Consider the following 17,054-nt stretch of genomic DNA (forward strand, 5'->3'; position numbering starts at 1 on the left):
TCGCCGAGCGGGTGTTGTGAGCTCCGCCGATGTCGTCCGAAAGGGGTACCGGCGAGCCACGGTACCGGCAAGTATCGCTGCCGAGGACAGCGACACGGGAGGAGGGCCGCATGATCCGAACTCTGCTGATCTGTTTCGTCGCGGCAGTGCTGATGCTGGTTCCCGCCGCGGGCCACGGCGCCCCGCTGTACCCGAGCGCCGACCCCGATCCGTTCTACGCCCAGCCCGACGACCTGTCCGGCACCGAGCCCGGCGACGTGCTCGGCGTCCGGGCGATGCCGCCGCTGGCCATGTTCCCCGATACCACGATCACCCTGATCCAGTTCCGGTCGACGAACTCCGCGGGCGAGCCGATCGCCGCGACGACGACGGTGCTGCAGCCGAACAACCAGCCCGCCGATGCCCCGGTGTTGTCGTATCAGCACATCATCAACGGCCTCGGCGTGCGCTGCTCGGTCTCCAAGGTGCTCTACACCGACGACCCGAACCTGATGGTGCGCGAGGCCGTCGCCTGGAACCTCGCCCTGCGCCGCGGCTGGACGATGGTGCTGCCCGATCACCTCGGCCCCAACTTCGCCTACGGCGCCGCGAAACTGGGCGGGCAGGTCACCCTCGACGGGATCCGGGCCGTGCGCCAGGTCGAGCAGCTCCGGGTGCGCGAGAGCAGAGTGGCGATGGCGGGCTACTCCGGCGGTGGCATGGCCACGGCCTGGGCGGCGGCGCTGCAGCCGGACTACGCGCCCGAGCTCGACATCGCCGGTGCCGCGATGGGCGGGGTGCCGATGAACCTGGTGTCGATGCTGGAGGGGCTGGGCTTCGGTTCGCATCCGGTGTTCGGGCTCGCGCTGGCCGCCGGGATCGGCCTGGAACGTGAGTATCCCGAACGGTTTCCGATCAGCGCGCAGATGAACGCGCGCGGGCTCGCCGCGCGCGACTCGATCGCCGACGCGTGCACCAACGAGATCCTCGGCGCGGGTGCCGGGCGCGGCATTCTCGACTTCGCCGCGACCACCTCCCTGGTCGAGGACCCACAGGCCCGCGCCGTCGTGGAGGAGAACAGTCTCGAGCTCCATCCCGGCACACCGACCATGCCGGTGTTCGAATGGCATTCGCCCATCGACGGACTCATCCCGGTCGACGCGATCACCGCCACCACGCACCGCTGGTGCGCGGCGGGCACGCCGGTGGTCACCGAGTCGACGCCCACCCCGGACCACCTGACCGCGGCCGTGCTCGGATTGCCGTCCGCGCTGAGATGGCTCGACGCGCGGCTGCAGGGGGAACCGGCGCCCAGCACCTGCTGAGACCCGGTTTCGATCGGCCCGGATCCGCGACCCCGATGCGGATCCGGGCCGATTGTTGTTGCGATAGAGCGGCATTGCGCGCACGAGTCGACTACGACGACCGGCTCGCGCGCTCGGCCGGGCGTACCGTGATTGCACTGATGACGACGGCGCACTGGGGGAGGTTCGGCGGGATTCGAAGCACCGCATCGCCGCACGTCACCGACGAATCCACCCGAAGGCGCGTGTGTCATGAGATCTGTGCGTGTGCTCGTCTGTTCGTTGCTGCTGCTGTGTTCGTTCGCCGTGGGCACCGCCGCGGCCGATCCGCCACCGCCCGAACTCCCGGGTGCGCCCGGCTTCCTGCCCGAGCTGCAACGGTGGATCGACCAGGTGCTGCCCTCACCTGTCCAGCCCGCCGGCGGCGAGGCGGGGGATCCGGCCGCCGAACTCGCCGCGTTGCGCGCGGCCGTACTGCCCTCGCCCGTGGGCGATCCGATCTTCGATCACTGGCCCGAGGGGTTGGCCGAGCTGGCGCCGGGGGAGCTGATCGAGACCCGTGACATCACCCGTGTCGCGGGCCTGCTGACCCTGGTGCCCATCCGCTCGGCGACCCTGCTCAAGTATCGCACCGCCGACGCGCACGGCCGGCCGTCCTTCGCGACCGCCACCCTGATCGTGCCCGCCACCGACTGGACCGGGCCGGGGGACCGGCCCGTCCTGGTCAACAACCTGCCGATCGACGCGCTGGGCCGCAAGTGCACGCCGGGTTACACACTGACACATGGCATCTCGACCCAGTCGAGCATGACCGAGTTCCTGCCGCCCACCACCCAGCTGGCCGTGCTGCGCGGCTACGCGGTGCTCGTGCCCGATCACGAGGGACCGTGGATGGCCTATGCCGAACCCTACGTCGCCGGGCACGCGGTGCTCGACGCGATCCGCGCGGTCCGGGGGAGTGACCCCGCGACCTATGGCACGAGCCGCGTCGCCATGACCGGATACTCCGGTGGCGCCATCGCCACGCACGGCGCGGCCAAGCTGATCGATTCCTACGCACCGGAATTGGCCGAGGTCATCGTCGGCGCGGCACTGGGCGGGGTGCCTGCCGACTTCGAGATGCTCGCGCGCAGCATGAACGGCAATCTCGCCTCCGGCATCTTCATGGCCGCGACCTTCGCGATCGGGCGCGAGCGGCCCGAGATCCTCGCCGCGATGAACAATCTCGCGCGCTGGGTGGCGACCTCACCGATGAAGGATCAGTGCGTGAGCGTGTTCGCGGTGCCCGGTGTACTGCACCTGCCGATCGATGTGGGCGCGAACATCGCCGACCCGCTGCGCTCGGAGCTGGCCACCCAGATCTACGAGATCACCCGGATGGGCGGGATGCGTTCGGCGACCCCGCTCTACATCTACAACGGCGAACAGGAGTGGTGGATCCCCGCCGAGGGTGCGCGCAACCTCTACGCCGAGCAGTGCGCGCTCGGTGCGAACGCCGTGTACCGCGGCGTGTTCGGTGAACACATCGTCGGCGCTGTCACCGGGTATCCGGAGGCGATGCTGTGGCTCGACGAGCGGCTCCAGGGCGTCGCGGCCCGCAGCGAGTGCTGATCACACCGGGAACAGCGCGTGTTTGCGCGGGTTGGGGCGGACGATCGCCTCCTTCTCGCGCAGCAGGCGCAGGGCGTGGCGGATCTCGAGCCGGGTGCGCGCCGGCTCGATCACCGCGTCGATATAGCCGCGCTCGGCCGCGATCCACGGGGTGGCCACGGTCGCGTTGTACTGGTCGATCATGTACTGGCGCACCGCGGTTCGATCGGCGGCGGGGACCTGGTCGAGCTGTCGCCTGCCGACGATGCCGACCGCGCTCTCCGCGCCCATCACCGCGATCCGTGCGGTCGGCCAGGCCAGGCTCAGATCGGCGCCGAGTTGCTTGCAGCCCATCACGGCGTAGCCACCGCCATAGGCCTTGCGCACCACCACGGTCACCATCGGCACGGTCGCCTCGATCACCGCGCGGAAGAAGCGGCCACCGCGCTTGATCACGCCATTGCGTTCCTCGTCGACGCCGGGCAGCACGCCGGGGGTGTCGACGACGAAGATCAGCGGGATCCGGAACGCGTCGCAGATCCGGATGAAATGGGTTGCCTTGTCGGAGCATTTGGCGTCGAGGGCGCCGCCGAGCACCATCGGCTGATTGGCCACCACGCCGACCGGGCGCCCGTCGACCCTGGCGAAACCGGTGATGAGATTGGGCGCGGTCGCGGCGCTCATCTCGTGGAATTCGCCGTCGTCGAACAGCCGCAGCACGATGTCGTACATGTCGTAGCCGGTGCGGTCGGTATCGGGAATGATCGTGTTCAGTTCGCGGTCGGCGTCGGTGATCTCCGGTTCCAGCCCGGGGTTGACGATCGGCGGCTGCTCGTTGCAGCTCGACGGCATGAAGCTCAGATACGCACGCGCCCAGGCGAAGGCGGCGGCCTCGTCGGCGGCGACATGGTGGATGGTGCCGTTGTCGGCTTGCACCCGCGCGCCGCCGAGCTCCTCCATGGTCACGACCTCGCCGGTGACCTCCCGGATCACCTCGGGCCCGGTGACGAACATGTAGGACTGCTCGGTCGCGATCAGCACATCGGTGTTGACCGGCGCGTACACCGACCCGGCCGCGCACTTGCCGAGCATGATCGAGACCTGCGGCACCAGTCCGGAGAGCTGTTCCTGGCGACGGCTCATCATCGCGTACCAGGCCAGCGAGGTGACCGCGTCCTGGATGCGGGCGCCGCCGGAATCGTTGATCGCCACGACCGGGCACAGGTTCGCCAGCGCGAAGTCGAGCGCCGCGGCGACCTTGCGACCGAACATCTCGCCGACCGAGCCGCCGAAGACGGTCTGGTCGTGCGCGATCACCACCACCGGCCTGCCGTCGATCTCGCCGCGGCCGGTGACGACACCGTCGCCGTACATGGCTTCGGCGCGGCCCGGCTGGCGCACCAATTTGCCCATTTCGACGAAACTGCCGGGGTCGAGCAGCGCCCTGACCCGCTCGCGCGCACTGGGAATGTCTTTCGATTTACGTTTCGCGATGCCGACCTCGCCCGCCGGTTCCTCGGCGAGCTCCAGGATGTCCCGCAGCTGGTCCAGTTTTTCGCGCGTCACGCTCATCGGTGGTCTTGCCCTTCACACTCTTCGCCGTCGTTGGCGACAGTCGCGAGCGTAGCCCGCGGACACTGTGAAGTGTCAGTGTTCCAGAATATTGCGGCGGCGCGGGAGTCAGGCGGCGGAGGAGCGGTAACTGCGCGCGACCAGCGCCGAACGCAGGTACCACAGGCCCGAGGGCTGGGTGGGATCGAAGCCGGTGAGCTGCCCGATCCGCTTGAGCCGGTAGTCGACCGTGTTGGTGTGCACGTGCAGCACTCGCGCGGTGCGCTGGCGATTGAGGTTGTTGGCGATGTGGCGTTGCAGGGTCTCGAGCAACTCGGGGTACTGATCCAGCGGGTCGAGCAGCGAGCCGAGGAATTCCCGGCCGGGGCCGGGGCGGGTCAGCTGGTACTCGAGGGCGAGCTCGTCGAAGCGGTACAGCCCCGAGGTCACCTCGAGGCGCTGCACCATGTCGAGCAGTTCGTGGGACTGGTCGGCGGCGTCGGGGACCCCCGTGGTGCTCGTCTCGACCAGCGCCGCGGTGATGCCGACCTGCGCGGCCTGGGAGAGCTGGGCGACCAGCGCGGCCAGACCCTCGCGATCGAAGGTGTCGGCCGGGATCAGCACGGTGCCGCCGTCGACGCTGAGCAGCGACAGCGCCGAATCGCCGCAGCGCTTGGCCAGTTCGGCCTGCACCCGGCGCAACTTGCGCCGCGCCACCACCTTGGTGTCCAGGGCGGGGTTGGCCTCCTCGCGGTGCGGCGGGATGGCCAGGGCCAGCACGGCGTAGTTCTCGGCGATCGCGATGCCGCATTCGCGGGCCATCGTCGAGGTGCTGTGCCCACCCAGCAGTGCCGAGGTCAGCGTGTGCACGGCGGTGTGGTGCTCGCTGACCACCCCGCGCAGTTCCCGCACATAGGCCAGCGAGACCTGGGCGGTGATGGTGTCGAGCAGCTCCATCACCACCTTCACCCCGTCGAGCAGGTTGTCGAAGTCCTTGACCGACGCGCTCGACACCACCAGGTCCAGGCCCATCTTGAAGCCCTCGGCGATCGAGTGGTGGATCGTGTCGATCGGCACGCCCTCGCGCGCCCAGCCGCTGGCCGCGTCCTGCAGCCGCTGCAACTTGTTCGGGATGTCGCGGCCGTCGAGCATGCTGACGGCGAATTCGAGGCAGATCCGGGTGATCGTGGTGACGTCACCGGTGATGGCGTCACCCGGCAGCGTGCCGCAGGGGGCGACATTGGCGACGAAATGGCCGACCATCTGGCGCGAGAGCGTGCGGACGTCCTTCAGTGGCGACGACATCGGCCTGCCGGAGACGGTCAGCGATTGTCGGGGTGGATTGTGAACGGACATCTGTGTTCCCTTCGCCCTGTTTCGGCTCTACCCCCGGCTGCCCAGCGACTTCACCCTAGCCAAGAGACGAGAAAACTGGAATGGAACGTCAGCTTCTGGGTACGGGGCCCATGCCTTCGAGTGCCCTTGGTGACCGGTCACAAGTCTGGTCCCGAGCTATCGGTGGTTGTAGAGTTCTCCGCGCCGGAACGAACCGATAGGGGCACCATGCGACCTGCCGTCCGTTGTCTGGTCTGGGAACTGGACGAAACCCTGTGGGACGGTGTGGTCCATGACGGGACCAGCACCGCGGTGCGCCCACAGGCACTGCGCACGCTGCGGAAACTGAGCGAGCGCGGCGTACTGCACGCCGTCGCGGCGCGCGGTGATCGTGCGCGGACGCTGCGCACGCTCTACCGGCACGGCCTCTACGAGATGTTCTCGGCGGTCGAGGTGGGCTGGGGCCGCAAGTCGGCCTCGATCGTGCGGCTGGCCGACACGCTCGGTCTGGGCCTCGACGCGCTGGCCTTCCTCGACGCCGAACCGGTCGAGCGGGCCGAGGTGTCGCGGGCGCTGCCGATGGTGCGCTGCTACGCCGCACGCAATGTCGACATGTTGCCGCTGCTGCCGGATTTCCGCCACGACCTGCGCTCGGGCCCGCTCCCGACGCCCCCGCTGGGGTTCGCCCGGGTGCCCGCCTTCTGACCCGGGTCCGCCTGCGGGCCATGTGCATTCGCATGCCCGCTGGAATGCATCACGCGCAAAGATGCATCGACTGCCATTCCGGGCGACGATCCGGCGGTGTCAGTCGCTCGGACTGTGCAGGCGGAGCAGCTCGTTCAAGTGCGCGAGCGCGACATCGAGTGGTCGCACCGTGCGGCTGCAGACACTGACCAGGACCGCGCCCTCGATCGTCGAGATGGCCATGACCGCGAGGGATTCCGCGGTCTGCGGGGCCACTCCGGCGGTGGTGAGCTGCTCGGTGAGCCGGGCCTCCCAGTCGGCGAATGTCGCCGCGGCGGTGGCGGGCGCCGAGGGTGCGGCCGACCCGGCGAGCGCGCCCGCGGCGATCGGGCAGCCGGCCTGGAAGTCGCTGTCGAGCAGCGCTACTTTCCACAGCGCGATGAAGCTCGCGAGGGTCTGCGAGGGCGTATGCGCCTCGCCGAACGTCTCCAGTGCCCGGCTGATCGCTTTTCCCGCCGCCGTGACGGCTTCGGTGACGAGCTGGTCCTTCCCACCGGGGAAATTCAGGTAGATCGAGCGCCGGGCGGCCCCGCTGTGCGCGACGACCTCGGTGATCCCCGTTCCGGCGACGCCGTCCCGGCGGATCAGGTCGATCGCGCTCTCGATCAACCGTGCCTTCGCTTCTTTCGCCATGGTGTCCCTTCTACCAGGCTCCATAGTAGACCGATCATGCTAGTGTGACGTTAAGTAACACCAACCTGGTGAGAGGACCTCCGTGATGGGTGAACGATTCGACGCGATCGTGATCGGCTCCGGGCTCGGCGGCAGCAGCGCGGCGGCGCATCTGGCGGCTGTCGGACAGCGGGTGCTGCTGCTGGAGCGATACTCGGTGCTCGGCGGCAGCTCGCATGTCTTCCGGCGGCAGGGCAAGTGGGAGTTCGACTGCGGGGTCCACTACGTCGGGGACTGCGGGCCCGGCGGTCAGGTGCCCACGCTGATGCGCGGTCTCGGCCTCGACGACCGGATCGAGTGGCTGCCGCTGGATCCGTCGGGATTCGACACGATCATCGGGCCCGGCCTCGAACTGCGAACCCCCGTCGGCTGGGACAACTACCTGGCCAATCTGCTGGCGACGTTTCCAGGTGAGGAGCGCGGGCTGCGCCGCTTCGTCTCGGTGATCCGCAAGCTCGGCGAGTCGGTCGACCGCAGCCGCACGCCGGCCTCGAACCTCGGGTTCGCCAAGGCCATGGCCGCGGCCGGAACCGCGGCGCCCTTCGCGATGACGCCCTACATCTCGCTGCTGGTCGCGTGCGGACTGAAACCGGCGACGATCATGGCGCTGTCGGTGCAGTGTGGCGCCCTGGCCTCGACACCGCTGTCGGTGACCACCGCGATGCAGGCCGGGTTCTTCGGCAACTATGTCGGTGGCGGCGCCTACTACCCGAAGGGCGGCGGGCAGATGCTGGTCGCCGGTTTCGCCGAGGTGATTCGCGGTCACGGCGGGACGATCCGCACCAACGCGAAGGTCGAGCGGATTCTGCTCGAGAACGGCAAGGTGAGCGGTGTCGAACTGGCCGGTGGCGAGCGGATCACGGCGCCGGTGGTGGTTTCCGGCGCGGACATCATCCGCACCTACACCGATCTGGTCGGTCTGCGGAATCTGCCGTTCGCGCAGCTGCAGCGGGTGAAGCGCTGGCGCATGTCACACCCGCTGATCAACGGGTTCTTCGGTATCGACCTCGACCTGAGCACTGCCCCGAACAGCAACTACTTCGCCATCCCGACTTGGGACGATGCCGGTTCGCTGTGGTCGCTGCAGCGGTTGTCCAGTGCGGTCGTGGGCGGTCGTGGACATGCCGACGGTGCCGCGTGGGCCCGCGAGTTCGCCAAGCGGCAGCCGATGTTCGTGCAGTCGTCGTCGCGGCGCGATCCGTCGAATCGGCGGGCCGCGCCGGACGGGCACGCGACCGTCGAGGTGCAGACCATCACGCCCTACGACCCGAAGCTGTGGGGATTCGGCGGCTACGACGTGGCCACCGGCGAATATCGCGCCGACCGGACCTACCGCGAGGTCAAGAAGATCGTCCTCGACGCTATGCTGGAGCGGATGGAACAGGCGTTCCCCGGCTCCTCGTCGAAGGTCCGCTGGAGCGAACTGGCGACGCCCGCGACCCAGGAGCGGTTCGTCGGCAACAGCGGTGGCGCCCCGTTCGGCCTCGCCATGGGCCCCAGCCAGTCCGGACCGTTCCGGCCGGGTGTGCGAACCCCCATCCCAGGGTTGTTCACCGTCGGCACCAGCACGAGGTGGGGACCCGGCACCGAAGGAGCCATGCTCAGCGGTCAACACGCCGCCGGCGCGATACTCGGTCGCGACCTGGCGCGCGAGACCCACGAGGGTGCCGTGCTCGCCGACCCGTCCCGGCTCACCCCGTGGGGTTCCGATTTCGATCCGCTGGCCTTCAGCCGCGGATACGGGTCGAAGGACCACACCGTGGACGAGGACGCGCAGGCCGCACCCATGCTCGGGTGAGGATCCGGTGGCGCGCCGAATCGTCGGCGCGCCACCGGGTTCGGCTCAGGCCTCGGCCAGGATGAAGTCCGCGGCCTGCTCGCCGATGAAGATGGCGGGGGCGTTGGTGTGGCCGCGGATGATCAACGGCATCACCGAGGCATCGGCGACGCGCAGACCCTCGACACCGCGCACCTTCAGCTCCGGGGTGACGACGCTGGCGGCGTCGGTGCCCATCCGGCAGGTGCCGACCGGGTGGTAGAGGGTGTGCGAGAACTTCTCGATGGTCAGCGCGATGGTGCCCTCGAGATCCTCGGGCGACTCCGGCGGGTAGATCAGCGAGCCGAGGGTGGCCTTGAGCGCGGGCTGCCCGGCCAAACCGGCGCACACGCGCAGTCCCGCTTCCAGCGCCGCGCGATCGGCGCCGTCGGGGTCGGACAGATACCGCGGATCGATCACCGGCTTGACGGTCGGATCGGCCGAGGCCAGGCTGATCTTGCCGCGGCTGCGCGGGCGCAACAGGATGGCGCCGAGGACCACCCCGTGCTCGGTCGCCTCGACCAGACCCTCGTGATAGAACGGCGCGGGCGCGTAGATCAGTTCCAGATCGGGGTGCTCGAGCTCGGGCTCGCTGCGCACGAACCCGTACGCCTCACCGACATTGGAGGTGAGCATGCCACGGTGCCGGACCAGATAGTTGACCAGCTCGAGCAGCTTCTCCGCCGTGTACAGCGAATCGGATTCGACGCCGTAGCCCAGCGCGGCGATCAGATGGTCCTGCAGATTCTCGCCGACCTCGGGGGAGTGCGCGACGAGGTCGATGCCGTGCTCGGCCAGCGCCTCCCGGTCGCCGATGCCGGAGAGCTGCAGCAGCTGCGGGCTGTTCACCGCGCCGCCGCACAGGATGACCTCGCGATCGGCGGTGACGGTGTGGGTCTGCCCGCCCTGGGTGTACTCCACCCCGGTGGCCCGGGTGCCCTCGAACAGCACCCGCGTCGCCAGCGCTTCGGCGTGCACGGTGAGATTCGCGCGCTTCATCGCCGGCCGCAGGTAGGCATCGGCGGTGCTCCAGCGCCTGCCGTCGCGCTGGGTCACCATCGTCTGGGCGAAGCCCTTGGGCGCGGGACGATTCGGCGCCTCGAGCTCGTGGCCCGCCTGGCGCGCGGCCTCCAGGAACGCGTGGGTGGACGCGCGCGGGCTGCGCTGGCGCTGCACGTGCAGCGGGCCCTTGGAGCCCTCGTCGGGGAACTGCGCGTCCTGCACGTTCTCGATCTTGCGGTACTGCTCGACCGCGGCGGCGAAGTTCCACTTCTCCCCGGCGAGCAGGCCCCACTCCTCGTAGTCGGCGCGGAAGCCGCGCACCCACATCATCGCGTTCATCGACGAGGAGCCGCCGAAGGTCTTGCCGCGCGGCCAGTAGATCTGCCGGTCACCGAGGGCGGGCTGCGGCTCGGTGAGGTAGTCCCAGTCACGCTCGGTGCGGAACAGTTTCGAGAACGCCGCCGGAATGTGGGCGAACTTGTCGTCGTCGGCCGGTCCGGCCTCCAACAGTACGACCGTGGTGCCCGCGTCGGCGCTGAGCCGATTCGCGAGCACCGCCCCCGCGGATCCGGAGCCGACGATCACGTAATCCGCGGACGTCCCACCTGCTTGCACTGTTTAACTCCGATCCTGCACTGCATCTGTCGTAGCCAACTCGGACACGCCCGCTCGCGGCGGTGAAAAGCCCGCGAGCACAGCCGGACTCGTGGTCGGCCACGGCGTTGCAAGCAGCGTACTGACACGGGGGCGCCGGTGGGTGCCGCGTGGCTCAGTCCGTTGCGGATGCCGCCGCGGCCTTGCCGGCACGACGACCGTAGAAGCTGCCGTCGCCGAGCGAGGCCCCGCTGACGTAGCCGCCCGCGCACAGCCCCGACGTGCACCGACCCGCCGCGAACAGCCCGGGAATCGGTTCGCCGCTCACGTGCAGCACCCGCGAGTCCAGATCGGTGCGCAGGCCGCCCAGGGTGAATCCGGCGGTGAACCCGCGCAGGTCGAAGCCGGCCAGCGAGCCCGAGATCGGGCGCACCCACTCGGGCTTCTTGCCCAGCAGCGGGTCGCTGCCGTTCTCGGCGTGCCGGTTGTAGGTGGCGATCGTGGTCTGCAGGGTCTGCTCGGGCAGGCCCATCTCGGCTTCGAGCTCGGCGACCGTCTCGGCGACCCAGGTGGGCTGGAACCGGAAGAACGGCGTGGCGCTCACGGTGGCGAGGGCTTCCTCGAGCGACTTCTCGTCGATGATGAGAAACGCCTGATTGTCCTGCTGCAGCAGCGTCGCCTGCCCGATCCGGCCGGGATAGGTGTCCTCGGTGATGTAGCGCTGACCGCGCCCGTTGACCAGGATGCCGCGCGCCATCATCTGCGGATCGCCGAAGATGGCGACCTCGCTGGCGTCCATGTGCGCCAACTCCGCGCCGAGGGCCTGGGCGAGGCGGATGCCGATGCCGTCGTGCTCCTCGATGGCCGCACCGGGCCGTCCGCTCAGCTTGGGCGTGTAGCGGTCGATCATCTCGGTGTCGTAGGCGAAGCTGCCGGTGGCAAGCACGACACCGCGGGTGGCCCGCACCGTGACCGGTTTGCCGTAGGTGGTCGCGAGCACGCCGACCACGCGATCGTCGTCGTCGACGATCAGCCGCCGGATCCTGGTGTCGTACTCGACGGCGATCCCGAGCTCGGCGACGGTGTCGGCGAGTGGCTTCATCAGCATGTATCCGCCGCTGCGCTCACCGATCTTCTTGTCCGCCAGCTGCGGCACATGCCCGCGCGGCGCCGGCTTCGCGAGGTCGAGGAACGGTGCGGAGTTCTCGCCGCCGGAGTACATCAGGCCCTCGTCGTGCGGCGGCTCCCAGCCGGGTTCGCCCCAGAACGACTCCTTGAACGGCACACCGCACTCGACCAGCCAGTCGAAGTGCTCGACGCTGTTGGCGCAGTAGTCGGCGATCTTGGCCTCGTCGACACCGGGACCGAGCGCCGCGGTGAGGAAGGTGGCCATGTTCTCCGGGGTGTCGTCGAAGCCCAGCGCCTTCTGCAGCCCGGTGCCGCCGCCCAGATAGACGAATCCGCCCGCCAGCGCGGCCGCACCACCCCAGCCGCCGGTGCGTTCCAGGATCTGCACGCGCGCTCCGGCACGCGCCGCCTCGATCGCCGCGCACACCCCGGCGATGCCGTATCCGGCGACCACGACGTCGGCTTCGAGGTCCCACTGCGCGACGGCGCTCGCGCGCAGCGGCCGGACGGTGTCGATGCGGGGTTGGGGTTCGGTCACAGCAGGCCTCCGGTGCTCGGGTGTGTACCGAAATGGTGCCGCGTCACCGTCGACAAAACAAGAACGTGTTCCAGTAGGCGGGTCATTGTGCTGCACTGGGCGCGATGGGCGCGCTCCGGTACGGTGGCGCTCGACCGATGCGGACGACGAGATCTGGTGGTGCAGTGGTGAGTGCGAACATTCGAGACATCGCGGTGGAGACCCTGGCCGGTGAGCCGACCACGCTGGGCGCGCTGGCGGGCGAGCGGGCGGTCCTGCTGGTGAACGTGGCCTCCAAGTGCGGGCTGACCCCGCAGTACGGCGGCCTGGTCGAACTGCAGAAGACCTACGGCGAGCGCGGGTTCACCGTGATCGGCTTCCCCTGCAACCAGTTCATGGGTCAGGAGCCCGGCAGCGCCGAGGAGATCCAGGAGTTCTGCGCGGTCACCTACGGCGTCGACTTCCCGCTGCTGGCCAAGGCCGATGTCAACGGCGACGACCGCCACCCGCTCTACACCGCGCTGGTCGAGACCGCCGACGCCGAGGGCGCCGCGGGCGACATCCAGTGGAACTTCGAGAAGTTCCTGATCGGTCGCGACGGCGCGGTCGCGGGCCGGTTCCGTCCGCGCACCACCCCGGACGCCGACGAGGTCGTGCAGGCGATCGAAGCCCAGCTCTGAGCTACTGCGCGTTCGCCAGCAGCGCGTACTGTGCCGCGGCCTGCCGGCGAACGCTGGTGGGCTCGGGCCCGCTGACGAACGCGCCGTAGCCGCGATAGCTCACATAGCACCGGGTCAACGCCGGTGCGGTGCCCGCGCGACGTTCGGCGCAGTGCGCGCCCGGCACACCCTCGGGCGTCGGGACCGGATGCGCGGACGCGCTGAGGGTGTCGTGCCAGACGTCGCCGAACGCGGTCGCCGCATCGGCGTCACGGAAGCGGAACAGCGTGGTGCTGTAGGAGTGCGCCACGCTGTCGACCTCGCCGTCGTCCCAGGCCGCGCTCAGCTCGGCGGGCTCGTTCGGCCGGTAGTGCAGTGTCGCGCGCCCGTTCCACGACGCGAATTCGCGGGAGGAGATGGCGATCTGCTGGTTGGCCGGACCGGGAATCAGGGCGCGGCGCAGCATGTCGTCGGGATCGCGGGGTAGTTCGGCGATCTCGTCGGGCGCGGTGGGAATGAACTCGTCGAGCAATGGAACCTGGGCGTCGAGCACATCGGCGACACGCTGGGCCAAGGCGTCGATATCAGGTGTCGGATGCTGCAGGAACAGGCTCACCACGATCTCGCCGTGGGCGAAGGTCGCGCCGATCGTCTTGATGCCGGGGCGCCAATGCGCGTGTGCCGCAGGGTATCCGGGGATCGGCACCGCCTCGTTGTCCGGGCTCACCGCGAAATCGGTGGTCTCCAGATCGCGCGCGGCCGCTGCGGCGCGCTCGGTGTCGGGGAAGCGCAGCAGGACCACCCGGGTGACCCGCGCGTCGGTCTCGATCGTCGGGGTCGCGGAGTCGAAAGCCCGGTTGCCCTCGGCGATGTCGAAGCCGACGATCATGCCGTGCCGTTCCAGCGTCGCCAGATTGACATTCGAGATCGCCGAGGCATCCGCGGTCCGCCGCGGGGTGTCCAGGACATCGGTGCCCCAGTTGTGGGTGAGCGACTCGTCGACCTCGTGCGGGAACACCACCGCGCCCGCCATCCGCAGGCCTTCCAGGATCGGCCCGTCGGTGGGCTTGCGGCCGACCTCGATATCGGCCGGTGCGGTGGTGTAGCTGCCCACGTCGAGGCCACGCACGTCGAGTTCGCCCGCCGTCGCGGCACCGTCGACGGAGGCGCAGCCGGCGAGCAGCAGGGCGAGCCCGCCCAGCGCCAGGCGCGCGGTCACAGGGGTGCGCTGGTCAACCATTCGTCGATCATCTCCTGATGGGTGTGGCCCTTCCAGAACACCTGGAGCAGCACGGTCGAATGTGGTGCGGCGTCGAACTGCACCAGCAGCCACGGCCCGGTGGAGCCGTTGAAACTGCGCACGGTCAGCGGCCTGCCGTAGCGCGAGCGCACCTGCTCGCTCGTGCCCGCGGGCATGGTCGCCACGAATCGCCCGACGGTCTCGGCATCGGGATGCGAGAGCACCTGCAGTTCCAGGTTCTCCCGGTCGGTGCAGTTGAACCCGGTGTCCCACACCGCATCCGGATTCTTCGTCGCGAAACTGCACCGCAAGCCCCGATACCCCTCGCTGTCCGGACTCGCCGGAAGCAGATCGGGGAACATCGCGATGGTCGGCCTGGCCGCCGCCCACGCGTCGGCCGTGGTGGTCGGCGCGACCGTCGTCGTGCTCGGCGCGGGACCTGTCCCCGTCCCGCTCCGGTTGGTGAGCACGATGGTCGCCACGATGGCGAGGACGGCCGCCACCCCGAGCACGGCCGCCACGATCCAGGGGGTTCGGCCGCGTCGAGTGCCGTTCTCGTGTGCTGACCGGCCGGAATCGAGCGGATGACTGTTCGAGGAGGAGTGCGTGGGGATCGCGCTGCCCGGACCGGTTAATGGCTGCCCTCGTCCGGCGTCGGTGAGCGAGTGACCGGCGGCCGGATCGGTGTATGGCGGGACACCGCTGTACGGGCCTGAGTCGGGCCCGCCGAGTCCTGGGTCGGTGTACGGCTGGGCTAAACCGGCCGAGCGCGGGTTCGTGTAGGACTGGGCCGGACCGGTCGAGCGCGGGTCCGTGAGGGGCTGGGCCGGACCGCCAGAACGCGGGTCTGTGAGGGGCTGGGCCGGACCGCCCGAACGCGGGTCCGTGTGGGGCTGGGCCGGATTGGCGAACGGCTGGTCGGTGAAGGGCTGGGCGCGGCCGCCGGACTGTGGGTCGGTGTAGCGGTGGGCTGGATTCTCGGAACGTGGGTCGGTGTTCGGGCGCGTTCGGTCGCCGGACTGCGGATCGACATAGGTCTGAGCGGGAATGCCGGCCGGGGGATCGGTGTGCGGTTGAGCGTTTCCCTGACCGAGCAGCGCGCGCGGATCGGTGATCGGCTGAGTCGGAGCAGCACCCGTGGTCACGGCGGTGGTGACCGCCGCGACCATCTCGGCGCAACTCGCGTAGCGCTGATCGGGATTCTTGGCCAGCGCCCGCTCGAAGGCCGCGTCCACCGCGACCGACAGCCCTGGGACGAGCTCACTGATCCGGGGGACCGGCTGCATGAGATGCGCGCCGACCAGCGCCCCCGCCGTGGTCGCGGTGTAGGGCGGCCGCCCGGCGAGCAGGTGGAACAGCGTGCACGCCAGCGAGTACTGATCCGAGCGCGGCCCCGCCTGCCTGCCGTCGAGCTGCTCGGGCGCCGCGTAGCGCAGGGTCGCGACCAGCGATCCGGTCTGGGTGAGCGCGGTGCCCTCGTCGATCGCCTTGGCGATCCCGAAATCGGTGAGCAGCACCTGCTGCACACTCACTCCCGGCGCACCGTCGCGTAGCAGGATGTTGGCCGGTTTCACATCACGGTGCAGCAGTCCGGCCGCGTGCGCGAAGTCCAGCGCGTCCGCCGTCGACCGCGCGATGTGCAGCGCCCGCTCCGACGGCACCGGCCCCTCCCGCACCGCCGCCTCGGCATCGCTGCCCGCGACATACTGCATCGCGATCCACAGCCGCCCGTCCTCACTGCCCCGATCGTGAATCGCCACGATGTTCGGATGATCGAGCCGCCCCGCCAGCTCGGCCTCCCGCTCGAACCGCCCCCGAAACACCGGATCGGCCGAATACGAGGAATGCAGCAACTTCAGCGCCACCAACCGAGGCAGCCGCGGATGCCGCGCCGCGTACACACTGCCCATCCCACCCGACCCGAGCACCCGCTCGATCCGAAAACCGGCGAAGACCACACCGGCCGCGAGCTCGTGCATGCTGTCAACTTAGCCCAGGATCGCTGCTCGAGCGATCGTCACACCCGTGACCACTGCCGCCGCGTCCCGTACACGGCGGTCTTGACTCGATGTCACACATCGCTCGTCTGCTTCGTCGACCCGGTGACAACCACACCGAAGAAGGAGCAAGGTAGATGCGGATCGCAGTGGTCGGGGCCAGTGGTCGGATCGGGCGGGAAGTGGTCGACATCCTGAAGAACCGGGGCGAGGAGATCGTGGAGATCACGCGGTCGGCCGGAATCGACGTCCGGTCCGGACAGGGATTGGCGGCGGCGCTGACCGGGGTGGATGTGGTGGTGGACGCGGTGAACTCCACCACCACCGAGACGGCGGAGGTCACCGAGTTCTTCGGCACCGTCGCCCGCACGGTCGGCGCCGCGGCACGGGCGGCGGGGGTCCGGCGGATCGTGGTGGTGTCGATCATCGGGATCGACGGGTTCACCGCGGGGCACTACGCGGGCAAGCTCGCCCAGGAAAGGGCCTATCGAGAGGGCTCGGTGCCGGTGCACATCGTGCGGGCGGCGCAATTCCACGAGTTCGCCGAGATGATGCTCGCCTGGACGACGCAGGGGGATTCGGCCGAGATCCCGCGCTATCGCGCGCAACTGGTCGCCGCGCGCACGGCCGCGGAGAAGGTCGCCGAGGTGGCCATCGACGGCGGCACCGATCTCGTCGAGATCGCGGGACCGCAGCAGTGGTGGCTCGTGGACGCGGTCGCACGACTGGTGGCCCGGCGCGGCGGACCCGCGCAGGTGCGCGAGGTCGTCGACACCACCGATCCGGACCATCTGCTGCTCGCCGAAGGCGCCCTGCTGGCGGGCTCGAACACGATCATCGCCGGTCCCACCTTCGAGGAGTGGCTCGACGATCGCTGGCCCATCGAGGGCTGACGGCGCCGCGGGCAGGCGGCGGGATTGCTTCTG

At 69.5% G+C, this 17,054-nt stretch carries 13 protein-coding genes; 6 read left to right on the plus strand and 7 right to left on the minus strand.

What is annotated here, in order from left to right; genetic code table 11:
• Positions 1-110 precede the first annotated feature (110 nt).
• Together ACFVVM_RS05480 and ACFVVM_RS05485 are read left to right on the plus strand one after the other, a co-directional pair.
• On the plus strand, positions 111-1,304 hold the full coding sequence (locus ACFVVM_RS05480) for a lipase family protein (RefSeq protein ID WP_387613203.1): 1,194 nt from the start codon (positions 111-113) through the stop codon (positions 1,302-1,304).
• A 231-nt stretch (positions 1,305-1,535) separates the two neighbouring features.
• Entirely contained in the window at positions 1,536-2,894 is a 1,359-nt protein-coding gene (locus ACFVVM_RS05485; protein WP_387613205.1) for a lipase family protein, read from the plus strand.
• Here ACFVVM_RS05485 and ACFVVM_RS05490 read toward each other — a convergent pair whose 3' ends face one another.
• Positions 2,895-4,445 carry an acyl-CoA carboxylase subunit beta gene (locus ACFVVM_RS05490; protein ID WP_387613207.1) on the minus strand — a complete coding sequence of 517 codons (1,551 nt, stop codon included), beginning with the start codon at positions 4,443-4,445 and terminating at the stop codon, positions 2,895-2,897.
• Positions 4,446-4,553: 108 nt separating this feature from the next.
• Entirely contained in the window at positions 4,554-5,780 is a 1,227-nt protein-coding gene (locus tag ACFVVM_RS05495) for a PucR family transcriptional regulator (protein WP_387613209.1), read from the minus strand.
• Between the two features lie 207 nt (positions 5,781-5,987).
• On the opposite strand from ACFVVM_RS05495, the gene ACFVVM_RS05500 reads away from it, so the two are divergent.
• Positions 5,988-6,464, plus strand: a complete 477-nt coding sequence (locus ACFVVM_RS05500) for an HAD-IIIC family phosphatase (RefSeq protein WP_387613211.1) — start codon at positions 5,988-5,990, stop codon at positions 6,462-6,464.
• A 99-nt stretch (positions 6,465-6,563) separates the two neighbouring features.
• Here the strand turns inward: ACFVVM_RS05500 and ACFVVM_RS05505 are convergent, their stop codons facing one another.
• Entirely contained in the window at positions 6,564-7,136 is a 573-nt protein-coding gene (locus ACFVVM_RS05505; RefSeq protein ID WP_387613212.1) for a TetR/AcrR family transcriptional regulator, read from the minus strand.
• 85 nt (positions 7,137-7,221) lie between these two features.
• On the opposite strand from ACFVVM_RS05505, the gene ACFVVM_RS05510 reads away from it, so the two are divergent.
• Entirely contained in the window at positions 7,222-8,973 is a 1,752-nt protein-coding gene (locus tag ACFVVM_RS05510; protein WP_387613214.1) for a phytoene desaturase family protein, read from the plus strand.
• Between the two features lie 45 nt (positions 8,974-9,018).
• Here ACFVVM_RS05510 and ACFVVM_RS05515 read toward each other — a convergent pair whose 3' ends face one another.
• Positions 9,019-10,608 carry a GMC family oxidoreductase gene (locus ACFVVM_RS05515; protein ID WP_387613216.1) on the minus strand — a complete coding sequence of 530 codons (1,590 nt, stop codon included), beginning with the start codon at positions 10,606-10,608 and terminating at the stop codon, positions 9,019-9,021.
• Positions 10,609-10,762: 154 nt separating this feature from the next.
• Complete coding sequence (locus ACFVVM_RS05520) at positions 10,763-12,253, minus strand: FAD-dependent oxidoreductase (protein ID WP_387613218.1); 1,491 nt, start codon at positions 12,251-12,253, stop codon at positions 10,763-10,765.
• A gap of 137 nt (positions 12,254-12,390) precedes the next feature.
• Between ACFVVM_RS05520 and ACFVVM_RS05525 the strand changes: the two genes are divergently transcribed.
• The gene (locus ACFVVM_RS05525; protein WP_387613220.1) at positions 12,391-12,912 is read left to right on the plus strand and encodes a glutathione peroxidase; all 522 of its coding nucleotides are present in this window, start codon (positions 12,391-12,393) and stop codon (positions 12,910-12,912) included.
• A gap of 1 nt (position 12,913) precedes the next feature.
• Here ACFVVM_RS05525 and ACFVVM_RS05530 read toward each other — a convergent pair whose 3' ends face one another.
• Positions 12,914-14,131, minus strand: a complete 1,218-nt coding sequence (locus ACFVVM_RS05530) for a hypothetical protein (protein WP_387613222.1) — start codon at positions 14,129-14,131, stop codon at positions 12,914-12,916.
• The gene (locus ACFVVM_RS05535) at positions 14,107-16,110 is read right to left on the minus strand and encodes a protein kinase (protein ID WP_387613224.1); all 2,004 of its coding nucleotides are present in this window, start codon (positions 16,108-16,110) and stop codon (positions 14,107-14,109) included. Before ACFVVM_RS05535 ends, ACFVVM_RS05530 begins: the two co-directional genes overlap by 25 nt.
• A gap of 155 nt (positions 16,111-16,265) precedes the next feature.
• On the opposite strand from ACFVVM_RS05535, the gene ACFVVM_RS05540 reads away from it, so the two are divergent.
• Positions 16,266-17,021, plus strand: coding sequence for an SDR family oxidoreductase (locus ACFVVM_RS05540; RefSeq protein WP_387613226.1), 756 nt, complete (start codon positions 16,266-16,268; stop codon positions 17,019-17,021).
• Positions 17,022-17,054: the final 33 nt, after the last annotated feature.

The organism is Nocardia sp. NPDC058176, from assembly GCF_042883805.1.
In the GTDB taxonomy this organism is placed as follows: Bacteria; Actinomycetota; Actinomycetes; order Mycobacteriales; family Mycobacteriaceae; genus Nocardia.

Excerpts from the sequence above, each read along its gene's own strand:
- ACFVVM_RS05480 (WP_387613203.1), top strand. The coding sequence starts at position 111 with ATGATCCGAACTCTGCTGATCTGTTTCGTCGCGGCAGTGCTGATGCTG.
- ACFVVM_RS05485 (WP_387613205.1), top strand. The coding sequence starts at position 1,536 with ATGAGATCTGTGCGTGTGCTCGTCTGTTCGTTGCTGCTGCTGTGTTCG.
- ACFVVM_RS05490 (WP_387613207.1), bottom strand. The coding sequence starts at position 4,445 with ATGAGCGTGACGCGCGAAAAACTGGACCAGCTGCGGGACATCCTGGAG.
- ACFVVM_RS05495 (WP_387613209.1), bottom strand. The coding sequence starts at position 5,780 with ATGTCCGTTCACAATCCACCCCGACAATCGCTGACCGTCTCCGGCAGG.
- ACFVVM_RS05500 (WP_387613211.1), top strand. The coding sequence starts at position 5,988 with ATGCGACCTGCCGTCCGTTGTCTGGTCTGGGAACTGGACGAAACCCTG.
- ACFVVM_RS05505 (WP_387613212.1), bottom strand. The coding sequence starts at position 7,136 with ATGGCGAAAGAAGCGAAGGCACGGTTGATCGAGAGCGCGATCGACCTG.
- ACFVVM_RS05510 (WP_387613214.1), top strand. The coding sequence starts at position 7,222 with ATGGGTGAACGATTCGACGCGATCGTGATCGGCTCCGGGCTCGGCGGC.
- ACFVVM_RS05525 (WP_387613220.1), top strand. The coding sequence starts at position 12,391 with ATGCGGACGACGAGATCTGGTGGTGCAGTGGTGAGTGCGAACATTCGA.
- ACFVVM_RS05530 (WP_387613222.1), bottom strand. The coding sequence starts at position 14,131 with ATGGTTGACCAGCGCACCCCTGTGACCGCGCGCCTGGCGCTGGGCGGG.
- ACFVVM_RS05535 (WP_387613224.1), bottom strand. The coding sequence starts at position 16,110 with ATGCACGAGCTCGCGGCCGGTGTGGTCTTCGCCGGTTTTCGGATCGAG.
- ACFVVM_RS05540 (WP_387613226.1), top strand. The coding sequence starts at position 16,266 with ATGCGGATCGCAGTGGTCGGGGCCAGTGGTCGGATCGGGCGGGAAGTG.